Here is a 12,232-nt window from a genome sequence, read left to right on the forward strand (position 1 = left end):
TAAACGCTATATTCATGTCATGATTCACAGTTCTGTAAGCAAGAAGATTTATATACATTTTCTTTTGTGGCTTAGATCTTAAAAGGATGCCCCTGATGATTAAGTTTAGTGCAACGCTTCTGGCAACGCTGATTGCAGCCAGCGTCAATGCCGCGACCGTCGATCTGCGTATAATGGAAACCACTGATTTGCATAGCAATATGATGGATTTCGATTATTACAAAGATACACCGACTGAAAAATTCGGTCTGGTACGTACGGCAAGTCTTATCAACTCTGCGCGTGGAGAAGTCAAAAACAGCGTGCTGGTTGATAATGGCGATCTGATTCAGGGCAGCCCGCTCGGGGATTACATGGCGGCCAAGGGGCTGAAAGCGGGCGAAACTCACCCGGTATATAAGGCGCTGAATACCCTGGATTACGCGGTGGGTAACCTCGGCAACCATGAATTCAACTACGGTCTAGAGTATCTGCACAACGCGCTGGCAGGGGCAAAGTTCCCTTACGTTAACGCCAATATCATCGACGTTAAGACCAAAAAGCCGCTATTTACGCCTTATCTGATCAAAGACACTGAGGTTGTCGACAAAGAAGGGAACAAGCAGACGCTGAAGATTGGCTATATCGGTTTTGTGCCACCGCAGATTATGACCTGGGATAAAGCCAACCTCAGCGGTAAAGTGACGGTGAACGACATTACGGAAACTGCACGCAAATACGTTCCCGAAATGCGAGAAAAAGGTGCCGATGTCGTGGTGGTAGTTGCTCACTCCGGGCTTTCTGCCGACCCGTATCAAACCATGGCGGAAAACTCCGTTTATTACCTCAGTGAAGTCCCGGGCGTAGATGCCATTATGTTTGGTCACGCTCACGCCGTTTTCCCTGGTAAAGACTTTGCCAACATCAAAGGTGCAGATATCGCAAAAGGTACGCTGAATGGTGTTCCAGCGGTAATGCCGGGTATGTGGGGCGATCATCTGGGGGTGGTGGATTTAGTGCTGAATAACGACAGCGGTAAATGGCAGGTCACCCAGGCGAAAGCCGAAGCACGTCCGATTTATGACGCGGCAGCGAAAAAATCACTGGCAGCAGAAGACAAAAAAATCGTTGAGATCCTGAAAGCCGATCACGACGCCACGCGTGAGTTTGTCAGCAAACCGATCGGTAAATCCGCCGACAATATGTACAGCTATCTGGCGCTGGTACAGGATGACCCGACCGTACAGGTGGTGAACAACGCGCAGAAAGCCTATGTGGAACACTTTATTCAGGGCGATCCGGATCTGGCAAAACTACCGGTACTTTCCGCCGCCGCGCCGTTTAAGGTCGGTGGGCGTAAGAACGATCCGGCAAGCTTTGTAGAAGTCGAAAAAGGCCAGTTAACCTTCCGTAACGCCGCTGATTTGTATCTCTATCCCAACACTCTGGTGGTGGTGAAAGCCAGCGGTAAAGAGGTGAAAGAGTGGCTGGAATGTTCCGCCGGGCAGTTCAATCAGATTGATATCCACAGCAGCAAACCACAGTCGTTGATTAACTGGGACGGCTTCCGTACCTATAATTTCGACGTGATTGATGGCGTGAATTATCAGATTGATGTTTCACAACCCGCCCGCTACGACGGGGAATGTCAGACCATTAATCCGAAAGCGGAACGTATTAAAAATCTGACCTTTAACGGCAAACCAATCGATCCGAATGCTACCTTCCTCGTCGCGACCAACAACTACCGCGCCTACGGCGGTAAGTTTGCCGGAACCGGCGACAACCACATCGCGTTTGCTTCTCCGGATGAAAACCGCTCGGTGCTGGCCGCGTGGATTGGTGCGGAGACGAAGCGTGCCGGTGAAATTCATCCGGCGGCAGATAACAACTGGCGTCTGGCGCCAATTCACAGCGATACGCCACTGGATATTCGCTTTGAAACATCACCGTCTGATAAAGCCGCGGCGTTTATTAAAGAGAAAGGCCAGTATCCGCTGAAAAAAGTCGCGACCGATGACATCGGTTTCGCCATTTACCAGCTGGATTTAAGTAAGTAATTTTCGTGCCGGATGCGACGCAATAGCGTCTTATCCGGCCTACGAGTCGAAGTAATCTGTAGGCCGGATAAGGCGTTAGCCGCCATCCGGCAATACTTTACGCCGCCCGCTCTTCCCGCTGCGCTAAAACCTGCGGCAAATTCAGTTCTATCCAGTCCGCCAGCGCGGCGACTTTATCGCTCACCTGCTCACCCAACTGCGTCAAACTATATTCCACGTGCGGCGGTACCACCGGATATGACACCCGATTGATAAACCCGTCCTGCTCCAGCGCCTGCAGAGATTGCGCCAGCATCTTTTCACTGACCCCGCCCATCTTACGGCGCAAATCGCTGAAACGGTGCGTACCGTCGCGCAGCGCCACCAGAATCAATACACCCCAGCGGCTGGTGACGTGTTTTAACACCTCGCGGGAGGGACACTGTTCGGCAAACAAGTTGCCATCGCGTAACTGCTGGGAGAGCGTCGAAGCTGTCATTTTCATACTAACCTTTTTGTACGTACTTACTAAAAGTAAGTTTAGGTGTTAGCGTGATTAAACACAAGACCAATACCAAGGAGTCACCCCATGATCGCGATTACCGGCGCCACCGGCCAACTGGGCCAACACGTTATTGAATCTCTGCTGAAAACCGTTCCTCCCAGCCAGATTGTGGCAATCGTGCGTAATCCCGCTAAAGCGACGGCGCTTAGTCAGCAGGGCATTACCGTTCGTCAGGCGGATTACAGCGATGAAGCCGCCTTTACAACTGCCTTACAGGGTATCGACAAGCTACTGCTGATCTCCTCCAGCGAAGTGGGACAACGTGCCCCGCAGCATCGCAACGTGATTAATGCAGCGAAAGCCGCTCACGTGAAATTTATCGCCTACACCAGCCTGCTGCACGCCGACACCTCTCCGCTGGGGCTGGCTGATGAGCATGTGGCAACCGAGCAGATGCTGGCTGAATCCGGTATCGCCTACGCGCTACTACGTAACGGCTGGTACACCGAAAACTATCTCGCCAGCGCACCGGCTGCTCTGGAACATGGCGTGTTTATCGGGGCTGCAGGTGAAGGCAAAATTGCCTCAGCGACCCGCGCCGACTATGCCGCTGCCGCCGCGCGCGTCATCAGTGAAGACGGTCACGCCGGTAAAACCTATGAGCTGGCGGGCGACGCAGGCTGGACCCTGAGTCAGTTGGCTGCCGAGCTGGCAAAACAGAGTGGTAAAAAAGTGGTGTATCAGAACCTGAGCGAAGCTGATTTTGCCGCCGCGCTAAAAGGTGTAGGTCTGCCTGCCGGACTGGCGGACATGCTGGCTGACTCAGACACTGGCGCCTCCAAAGGCGGTCTGTTCGACGACAGCCATACGCTGAGCAAACTGATTGGTCGCCCGACCACCTCGCTGGCTGACAGCGTCAAAGGCATCGTGTAAGTGTTAAAAATTAGTTAATTGTGGTGGCATCCCCACGCATCCTCTCTGATAATGACAGGATGATGCGTGGGGAGAGAAAACGTGCAAGGTGTACCTGAGCAGTTTATTGATGAGAAAGACAGCGCCCGCTTTCGCCATCTGGCGCAGGTGCCGGGCGTAGAGCTGTATCATGCGCACATCTCACGTTACGCCTTTGAGCCGCACACACATGAAGCATTCGGCATTGGCGCGATAGAAGCCGGAGCCGAACGTTTTCGTTATCGCGGCACGCAGTACGTGGCCCCCGCCCATTCCGTCGTAACCATGAATCCCGATGAGCTGCACACCGGCGAGGCCGAAACCGCCGATGGCTGGCGCTATCGGATGATTTATCTTGAGCCCGATCTTCTGGAAGAGGTCACTGGGATCCGCCACTGGTGGTTTCATGACGTAACGCGTCACGATCCGCTGCGCTCGCGCCAGATCTGCTCGCTGATCCACGGCCTGTGGAACACGGAAGATCCGTTGGCGCAAAAAGGACTATTGCTCGATCTGATCGACACGTTCCAGCCGCTGGCCCGCCATGCACCGGTTTTGCCGGAGGGGGCGCATCGCTTTGAACGAGTACGCGAGTATCTGCACGATAATTATATGCATCCGGTCACGCTCGACGAGCTGGCGCGGGTTGCATCGCTGAGTCCCTGGCATTTTCAGCGCCAGTTTAAATCTCATTTCCACGTCACGCCGCACCAGATGTTGATGGCGATCCGCCTGTGGCGAGCCAAAGGTTTTCTCACTTGCGGTATGCCCGCCGCAGAGGTCGCCGCCGCAACCGGCCTCACCGACCAGTCGCATCTCACCCGCGCGTTTACCCATCGCTACGGCATTACGCCAGTGCGTTATCAGAAACAAGTCGTCCGGCGTTGATCAGCAATCTCATACAATACGGCGGCATTTTTCCTGCCTACACTCGACGTATTGTTAAGCGATGTGGATATCAAAAATGATTAGCGGTGTGTTGTATGCCCTGCTGGCTGGGCTGATGTGGGGATTAATTTTTGTTGGACCGCTGATCGTACCGGAATACCCGGCGGTATTGCAGTCGATGGGGCGCTATCTGGCGCTGGGGCTGATCGCATTGCCGATTGCCTGGCTGGGACGTGTGCGCCTGCGTCAACTCGGGCGGAAAGACTGGTTAACTGCGCTGACGCTAACAATGATGGGGAATCTGATTTATTACGTTTGCCTGGCAAGCGCTATCCAGCGCACCGGCGCACCGGTCTCCACGATGATTATTGGTACATTGCCGGTGGTGATCCCGGTCTTCGCTAACCTGCTCTACAGCCAGCGTGACGGCAAATTATCATGGTGGCGTTTGTCGCCTGCGCTAGTGTTGATTGGTATAGGCCTGCTGTGCGTGAATATCTCGGAGCTGAATCAGGGACTCCCTGACTTTAGCGGCTGGCGATATGGCTCAGGCATCGCACTGGCGCTGATTTCGGTGGTGTGTTGGGCGTGGTATGCGCTGCGTAATGCCCGCTGGCTGCGCGAGAATCCGGATAAGCACCCGATGATGTGGGCGACGGCCCAGGCACTGGTGACGCTGCCTGTTTCTCTGCTCGGCTATATTGCCGCCTGCCTGTGGTTGAACGGGCAAACGCCGGACTTTGCTCTGCCCTTCGGTCCGCGTCCAGCCGTGTTTATCGGCCTGATGATAGCCATTGCGGTATTGTGTTCTTGGGTTGGCGCACTGTGCTGGAACGTCGCCAGCCAGAAGCTGCCGACGGTGATCCTCGGCCCGTTGATTGTCTTCGAAACGCTGGCTGGTTTGCTGTACACCTTTATACTGCGCCAGGAATTTCCGCCGCTGCTGACGGTAAGCGGTATTACGCTGCTGATGGTTGGGGTAGTGATAGCCGTCAGAGCCAAGCCACAGAAACCGAGCGTCATGGTGATTTCACAATCATAATGTGCCGGATGGTGCTCCGCTTATCCGGCCTACTGGATAATATCTTGTAGGCCGGAGCAGACGTTAAACTTTAAACACCGCCACCGTCTGGTTCAACCGTGCGGCCTGCTCTTCGAGCGCGGCTGCGGCGGAAGCGGATTCCTCCACCAGCGAGGCGTTTTGCTGCGTGACGCGATCCATCTCAGCCACCGCCTGACCGACCTGATCGATACCCCGACTCTGTTCATCAGAGGCCGACGCAATTTCTCCCATAATATCGGTAACCTGGGTGACGGCACTGACAATTTCCGCCATCGTCTCACCCGCCTCATGCACCAGCGCCGTACCGGCATTGACCCGATTCCCTGAGTCATCAATCAACGCCTTAATTTCTTTTGCCGCCTGAGCGCTACGCTGCGCCAGCGTGCGCACCTCGCCTGCGACTACAGCAAAGCCACGCCCCTGTTCGCCCGCTCGCGCCGCTTCTACCGCCGCGTTCAGCGCCAGGATGTTGGTCTGGAAAGCAATACCGTCGATAACAGTAGTAATTTGCGCAATTTTGCTGGAACTGGTGGCGATTTCATCCATCGTACGCACCACGCCATCAACCACGGTTCCGCCTTTCTGCGCCGTCTGCGAAGCATTTTTTGCCAGGCTGGTCGCCTGACGCGCGTTATCTGCGTTCTGTCTCACGGTTGCAGTAAGTTGTTCCATGCTGGCTGCGGTCTCCTCCAGAGAGGCGGCCTGCTGTTCGGTACGTGAAGAGAGATCGTTACTGCCAGCGGCAATTTCACCCGCGCCGGTATAGATGGTGTCAGCCCCGTCACGCACCACGCTGACCGTGTTCGCCAGCGCCTGCTGCATGTCGCGGACGTTGCCTGCCAGCAGCGCCATTTCATTACTGCCATCGGCGTTGATGCGGTGAGTCAAATCACCTGCGGCAATATGGCGAATATGTCCCATCACCTCGTGGAGCGGCTTGAGCAGCACTCGCTGCATCGCCAGCCAACTGGCGATAATTACGGTGACGACAATCAGCATCACCGCGGACAGTAGCCAGATTATCTTCTGGTAGTCACTCTCATTGTCCTGTACCCCGGCAGTGGCCAGCGCCGTTTGCGCGCTACGCCATTCCCGATAAACTTCCTGCATGGCCGTTTGCTTTTGCTCGGCGTTCTGCTTGAACATCTCTTCCAGCTTTCCTTCAGCCAGCAGCGCGTTCATTTTTGCCAGCGTCGCAGAATAGATGCCGTACTGTTCTTCCAGTCGATCGGCCAGATGCTCATCCAACCCCGGCGTTTCCGGTAGAGCGTAGTATTTATCGTAATGCTCTTTCGATTCGGCCAACAGGCGATTTGCTGTGTTCACCAGCTCCTTCAACTGACCGCCGTTAATCTCGCTGGCCATCGTTCCCTGTAAACGCAGCATGCCCCGGTTGAGCGTGACGCGAGCCTGGTTCAGGCTAATCCACGCATCGGTAAACTCGGCCACATTCTGGCTGGAAAGTTGAGACACGTTAAAGTTCTGCTTATCGTTATTGAGCGCGCCAATAAAGACGCCCGCAGAGATGAGCTGCATTGCGCCCAGGGCGAGTAACACGGTGATAAGTAAGGTTATCACTTTGATTCGTTTGAACATCTGTAGCCTTTTTATTATGCAGGTATTGTCTGAGGTCTAACTATCGGCAGCGGCGTGCGCTTATTTAATCCTGTCGAGCCGCTTTTTTCGCCGCCCCTCACCTTTCCAATAAGATTCAGCACCTTAACGAAATAAGAAATTTTCGTGACGTTCATCACAAAACACCCCACCCCGAAAGGGTTATATCCTTCGCCATAAGTTGTATTTAAAATACATCTTATATTATTGAGAATGAGGTAACGGCAATGTCTTATCGCGATCAACCTTTAGGTGAACTGGCGCTCTCTATTCCTCGCGCTTCGGCCCTGTTTCGTAAATACGATATGGATTACTGCTGCGGCGGTAAGCAAACGCTGGCACGCGCTGCCGCGCGTAAAGAGCTGGATTTAGACGTTATTGAGGCGCAGCTCGCGCAGCTGGCTGAACAGCCGCTGGAGAAAGACTGGCGTACCGTGGCTCTGGCTGAAATCATCGACCATATCATCGTGCGTTATCACGACAGACACCGCGAACAGCTGCCGGAGCTGATCCTGCAGGCCACAAAAGTTGAACGCGTTCACGCAGACAAACCGAACGTACCGCGCGGTCTGGCGAAAAACCTGACCATGCTGCATGAAGAGCTGTCCAGCCACATGATGAAAGAAGAGCAGATCTTGTTCCCGATGATCAAACAGGGCATGGGTAGCCAGGCGATGGGGCCAATCAGCGTGATGGAAAGCGAACATGACGATGCGGGTGAACTGGTGGAAGTGATCAAACACATCACCCACAACGTGACGCCGCCGCCAGAAGCCTGCACCACCTGGAAAGCCATGTATAACGGCATTAACGAAATGATCGATGACCTGATGGAACACATCAGCCTGGAAAACAATGTGTTGTTCCCGCGTGCCCTCGCAGGTGAATAAAAAAAGGCGCCCGAGAGCGCCTTCCTGAAGTCCGAATTCGGCCACTGCTTATGTGGCCTTTTTTGTGTCCGATATGACAACGCTTAACGCATACCCGCCATACGTTTCTTACCGATAAACAACCAGCCCAGACCCAGCGCGATGAACCACAGCGGCGTCACCATCAACGCCTGACGGGTATCATCTTCCAGCGTCAGCAGTACCAGTACGAAGACGAAGAACGCCATACATACCCAGCACATCAGCTTGCCTAACGGCATCTTGTAGATTGATTTTTCATGCAGGTGAGGACGTTGCTTGCGGTACACCAGGTACGAGCAAAGAATGATGGTCCAGACGAACATGAACAGAATCGCCGACACGGTGGTGATCATGGTGAACGCGCCAATCACGCTCGGGTTCACGTACAGCATCACCACGCCGCCCAACAGACAGATACAGGAGAAGGTTAACCCCTTCGCCGGAACTGCGCGTTTAGACAGCTTGGCAAATGCTTTAGGCGCAACGCCTTCCTGCGCCAGGCCGAACAGCATACGGCTGGTAGAGAACACGCCGCTGTTTGCGGAAGAGGCAGCTGAAGTCAGAACCACAAAGTTGATCAGGCTCGCCGCAGCAGGCAGACCAACCAGCACAAACAGTTCAACGAATGGGCTCTTGGTTGGTACTACCGAGCTCCACGGCGTTACGGACATAATCACGATCAGCGCGAACACGTAGAACATGATAATACGGATTGGAATCGAGTTAATGGCGCGCGGCAGAGATTTCTCAGGATCCTTGGTTTCCGCAGCGGTCGTTCCCACCAGCTCAATACCCACAAACGCGAACACCGCTATCTGGAAGCCGGCAAAGAAGCCGCTCAGACCTTTCGGGAACCAGCCACCGTCATTCCACAGATGCGTGAACGATGCCTGAACGCCGGTTGGCGACTGGAAGTGCGTCAGCACCATCACCAGACCGACGACAATCAGGCCGATGATGGCGACGATTTTGATCATCGCAAACCAGAACTCCATCTCACCGAACATTTTTACGGTGGCGAGGTTGAGGCTCAGCAGCAGCACAATCACCGCCAGCGAGGCGACCCAGTCTGACAGTTCGGGGAACCAGAATTGCGCATACGCGGTAATCGCGACAACGTCTGCCATCCCAGTAACGACCCAGCAGAACCAGTAGGTCCAGCCGGTAAAATACCCGGCCCATGGCCCGAGCAGGTCGGAGGCGAAATCACTAAACGATTTGTACTCCAGATTCGAGAGCAGCAATTCACCCATTGCCCGCATCACGAAAAACAGCATAAAACCGATGATCATATATACAAAGATGATCGACGGTCCGGCGAGACTGATGGTTTTACCGGAGCCCATAAACAGGCCAGTACCGATAGCACCACCAATAGCAATAAGTTGAATATGACGGTTTGTGAGATTGCGCCGTAGCGACTGTTCAGACGACGCCTCTTCAGCGGTGTCGACTTTTACCTGATCTACCATGTTTTTTCTTCCTGTACCTGTCTGTGTTGTTCAGGCTCTACGGCCTTTAGTGTGTCTATGATACGACGATCCTGTTATCAGGACTCATCGATATTAGGTAAGAATTGGCGGGATGAATACTAAGATTTAGATATAATGTTAATTTAATGTTTAAAGTGAGTGTCATATCACTCTGATAGCGCGAATCAGCTCACAAAAATACACGCTGATGCGGCATTTGCAAGATAAAATATCGACAACGACGTAACTATAGCTTTTCACGCTATTTATTTGTTCCCCCCGACCTCGGAGGGAACAGAAGTCACTGCTTACAGGATCTCAAGCAGCTCAACGTCGAACACCAGCGTGCTGAACGGAGGAATGGACGCGCCAGCACCACGCTCGCCGTAAGCCAGTTCCTGAGGAATAGTCAGTTCCCATTTCGAACCTACCGGCATCAGGGTCAGTGCTTCAATCCAGCCAGGGATTACGCCGTTAACCGGGAATTCAGCCGGTTCGCCACGTGCGACAGAGCTGTCAAACACGGTACCGTCGATCAGTTTACCGGTATAATGCACGCGAACGCGGTCAGTACGCGCCGGAATAGCCCCTTCGCCCTGAGTCAGAACACGGAACTGCAAACCGGATTCAGTGCTGTTCACACCCTCTTTCTCACGGTTTTCTTCCAGATATTTGACGCCATCAGCCGCCATAGCCTGGAAGCGTTCGCGACGTACTGCATCAGCGCGTTCATGGATTTCACGCAGCGCGCGATGCACAACATCAACCGGCACTGCCGGGTGCTTACCTTCCAGCGCGTCAGCGATACCCGCTACCAGCGCTTCAGGCAACAGTCCTTCCAGTCCGGATTCGCTCAGCTGTTGTCCTACCTGCAAACCAATGCCGTAGCTTGCTTGCGCTTCGATAGTGTCAAAAGTCGGGTTAGCCATCATATTTCCTTTCATCGGATGTAAAGTAGCGGGCAGCATATCAGCCATGCCGCATCCGGTAAAACTTTGTCTCGGGAACAGATGACAAATCGCGAGGAAACATAAACAATAGGAATATCCCGCGTTGACGTCACGAAAGCGGGTAATATGACGAACATCATAGCGTTAGCCATCTATACTCTATGATCGAGGAACGAGACGCGGAGCAGGAGGAAAGCCATGCCCGGGCGCTTTGAATTAAAACCAACCCTGGCGAAAATCTGGCATGCACCGGACAATTTTCGCATTATGGATCCGCTACCGCCTATGCACCGCCGCGGCATTATTATTGCTGCTATCGTGCTGGTGATAGGTTTCCTGCTTCCTTCCAGTGACACCAGCGATGCCCCTGTGGTGACGCGTACTGCCCAGCTGGATTTACAGTCACAGTCGCAGCCACCAACCGAGGCTCAGCTACAGGCACAGTTAGTCGCCCCGCAAAACGATCCCGGCCAGGTCGCTCCGGTTGCTCCAGAGCCAATCCAGGAAGGAGAACCTGATGCGCAGCCGCAGGCTCAGCAATCTCAGCCGCAGACGCAACCTTTCCAACAGGATAGCGGAATTGAGCAACAGTGGCGCTCTTATCGCGTAGACTCGGGCAAAACGCTGGCCCAGGTCTTCCGTGACCATAACCTCCCGCCAACCGATGTGTATGCAATGGCGCAGGTTGAAGGCGCGGGAAAACCGCTAAGCAACCTGAAAGACGGTCAGATGGTGCAGATCAGGCAGAATGCCAATGGCGTGGTGACGGGATTAACCATTGATACCGGGAATGGCCAGCAGGTTCTGTTTACCCGCCAGCCAAACGGCAGTTTTATTCGCGCCCGTTAAGCGGCGCCATCAGGCATCAAGGTGAAGCGTCAGCGCTTCACCTTATTCACCCACCAGATCCCCGAACAGACCAGCACCAGCGCCAGTGCGTATTTCCATTCGAGAATGTTTTCGCCGAGGAATATCGCCGACAGCACCGCCCCCGAAACCGGGATCAGGAAGTTAAACGGCGCAATCATCCCCACACGATTATGCTTGAGCAGAATACTCCACAAGGCAAAGGCGACCGAAGAGAGTAACGTCAGGTAGCCCAGAATTGCTACCGAAGACGCACCGTGTACGGTCAGCGTGCCGCCAAAAGCGTAGCCACCGATAACCAACGCCAGACCGCCACCGCCCAACTGGTACCCTGTCATTACCGTCGGGTCCACCGTCTGAGAAATACGTTTTCCATATAGCGTGGCAGCAGAAAGAATAAAGGCCGCCATCACTACTGAGCCGTCTCCTAACAGGCTGAAACTAAAATCCATTCCGCTGCTAAAGTTCACTACCATCACCCCAGCAAAGCCGAGGATACAGCCCAGCGCTTTGTTGTAGCTCAGTTTGTCATTATGGTAGATAAAATGGGCCAGTAGCACGCTGAAGAAGGTCCCGGTCGCATTCATGATGGACCCTTTCACCCCCGTCGTGAAAGCCAGGCCAATATAGAAGAAGATGTATTGCAGCGAGGTTTGCGTCAGCCCCAACAGCGTGAGTTGGCCGTACTGACGCGGGCTTAACCGGCCAATCGGTTTTCGCTGCGCCATCGCCAGCATTAGCAGCAATATTCCCGCAAACAGAAAGCGATATCCGGCAAAGACAATCTTTGAGGGAATGTCATCCGTGGCAATCTGGAAGATCTCATATCCGCTTTTGATCGCCGGATAGGCGCTCCCCCACAGCAGGCAGCAGAACGCCGCGCTCAGATAGACAACATTTTTACGCGCAAACAGAGGTTGGTGCGTTGGTTCCATTCCATCACCACTTTGAAATAATGTTTTATTTTTGTGATTATCCCGAAAAGGATAAAGA

General features: G+C 53.8%; 11 protein-coding genes. 6 read left to right on the forward strand and 5 right to left on the reverse strand.

Annotated elements, in window-relative coordinates:
* Positions 1-95 precede the first annotated feature (95 nt).
* A complete protein-coding gene (gene cpdB / locus OGV89_RS16360; protein WP_286558962.1) occupies positions 96-2,039 on the forward strand; it encodes a 2',3'-cyclic-nucleotide 2'-phosphodiesterase in 1,944 nt (647 codons plus the stop codon).
* 97 nt (positions 2,040-2,136) lie between these two features.
* Here cpdB and OGV89_RS16365 read toward each other — a convergent pair whose 3' ends face one another.
* Entirely contained in the window at positions 2,137-2,517 is a 381-nt protein-coding gene (locus OGV89_RS16365) for a winged helix-turn-helix transcriptional regulator (RefSeq protein WP_003839526.1), read from the reverse strand.
* Positions 2,518-2,607: 90 nt separating this feature from the next.
* Between OGV89_RS16365 and OGV89_RS16370 the strand changes: the two genes are divergently transcribed.
* The 3 genes from OGV89_RS16370 to OGV89_RS16380 all read left to right on the forward strand — a co-directional run bounded on the left by OGV89_RS16370 (position 2,608) and on the right by OGV89_RS16380 (position 5,404).
* A complete protein-coding gene (locus OGV89_RS16370) occupies positions 2,608-3,456 on the forward strand; it encodes an SDR family oxidoreductase (RefSeq protein WP_286558964.1) in 849 nt (282 codons plus the stop codon).
* 81 nt (positions 3,457-3,537) lie between these two features.
* The gene (locus tag OGV89_RS16375; RefSeq protein WP_003025695.1) at positions 3,538-4,362 is read left to right on the forward strand and encodes an AraC family transcriptional regulator; all 825 of its coding nucleotides are present in this window, start codon (positions 3,538-3,540) and stop codon (positions 4,360-4,362) included.
* Between the two features lie 76 nt (positions 4,363-4,438).
* Complete coding sequence (locus tag OGV89_RS16380) at positions 4,439-5,404, forward strand: DMT family transporter (RefSeq protein ID WP_086529654.1); 966 nt, start codon at positions 4,439-4,441, stop codon at positions 5,402-5,404.
* A gap of 63 nt (positions 5,405-5,467) precedes the next feature.
* Here OGV89_RS16380 and OGV89_RS16385 read toward each other — a convergent pair whose 3' ends face one another.
* Complete coding sequence (locus OGV89_RS16385) at positions 5,468-7,021, reverse strand: methyl-accepting chemotaxis protein (protein ID WP_003844953.1); 1,554 nt, start codon at positions 7,019-7,021, stop codon at positions 5,468-5,470.
* Positions 7,022-7,266: 245 nt separating this feature from the next.
* Here OGV89_RS16385 and ytfE point away from each other — a divergent pair, with 245 nt between their 5' ends.
* Positions 7,267-7,929, forward strand: coding sequence for an iron-sulfur cluster repair protein YtfE (gene ytfE / locus OGV89_RS16390; protein ID WP_003025690.1), 663 nt, complete (start codon positions 7,267-7,269; stop codon positions 7,927-7,929).
* An 83-nt stretch (positions 7,930-8,012) separates the two neighbouring features.
* Here ytfE and cycA read toward each other — a convergent pair whose 3' ends face one another.
* Both cycA and bamJ read right to left on the reverse strand, forming a co-directional pair.
* Positions 8,013-9,422, reverse strand: coding sequence for a D-serine/D-alanine/glycine transporter (gene cycA, locus OGV89_RS16395; RefSeq protein WP_003025688.1), 1,410 nt, complete (start codon positions 9,420-9,422; stop codon positions 8,013-8,015).
* Between the two features lie 308 nt (positions 9,423-9,730).
* Positions 9,731-10,351: a BamJ family beta-barrel-assembly machinery protein gene (gene bamJ / locus OGV89_RS16400; protein WP_003025685.1), complete on the reverse strand. Its 621-nt coding sequence runs from the start codon at positions 10,349-10,351 to the stop codon at positions 9,731-9,733.
* A 219-nt stretch (positions 10,352-10,570) separates the two neighbouring features.
* Between bamJ and OGV89_RS16405 the strand changes: the two genes are divergently transcribed.
* Positions 10,571-11,221, forward strand: coding sequence for a LysM-like peptidoglycan-binding domain-containing protein (locus tag OGV89_RS16405; protein ID WP_003025681.1), 651 nt, complete (start codon positions 10,571-10,573; stop codon positions 11,219-11,221).
* A 29-nt stretch (positions 11,222-11,250) separates the two neighbouring features.
* Here OGV89_RS16405 and OGV89_RS16410 read toward each other — a convergent pair whose 3' ends face one another.
* Positions 11,251-12,174, reverse strand: a complete 924-nt coding sequence (locus OGV89_RS16410; protein ID WP_003844954.1) for a DMT family transporter — start codon at positions 12,172-12,174, stop codon at positions 11,251-11,253.
* Positions 12,175-12,232: the final 58 nt, after the last annotated feature.

Source organism: Citrobacter sp. Cf125 (assembly GCF_030333935.1).
GTDB classification, from domain to species: domain Bacteria; phylum Pseudomonadota; class Gammaproteobacteria; order Enterobacterales; family Enterobacteriaceae; genus Citrobacter; species Citrobacter freundii.

Bases quoted from the DNA above. Each gene is read 5' to 3' on its own strand.
- cpdB (WP_286558962.1), top strand. From the start codon at position 96: ATGATTAAGTTTAGTGCAACGCTTCTGGCAACGCTGATTGCAGCCAGC.
- OGV89_RS16365 (WP_003839526.1), bottom strand. From the start codon at position 2,517: ATGACAGCTTCGACGCTCTCCCAGCAGTTACGCGATGGCAACTTGTTT.
- OGV89_RS16370 (WP_286558964.1), top strand. From the start codon at position 2,608: ATGATCGCGATTACCGGCGCCACCGGCCAACTGGGCCAACACGTTATT.
- OGV89_RS16380 (WP_086529654.1), top strand. From the start codon at position 4,439: ATGATTAGCGGTGTGTTGTATGCCCTGCTGGCTGGGCTGATGTGGGGA.
- OGV89_RS16385 (WP_003844953.1), bottom strand. From the start codon at position 7,021: ATGTTCAAACGAATCAAAGTGATAACCTTACTTATCACCGTGTTACTC.
- ytfE (WP_003025690.1), top strand. From the start codon at position 7,267: ATGTCTTATCGCGATCAACCTTTAGGTGAACTGGCGCTCTCTATTCCT.
- cycA (WP_003025688.1), bottom strand. From the start codon at position 9,422: ATGGTAGATCAGGTAAAAGTCGACACCGCTGAAGAGGCGTCGTCTGAA.
- bamJ (WP_003025685.1), bottom strand. From the start codon at position 10,351: ATGGCTAACCCGACTTTTGACACTATCGAAGCGCAAGCAAGCTACGGC.
- OGV89_RS16405 (WP_003025681.1), top strand. From the start codon at position 10,571: ATGCCCGGGCGCTTTGAATTAAAACCAACCCTGGCGAAAATCTGGCAT.
- OGV89_RS16410 (WP_003844954.1), bottom strand. From the start codon at position 12,174: ATGGAACCAACGCACCAACCTCTGTTTGCGCGTAAAAATGTTGTCTAT.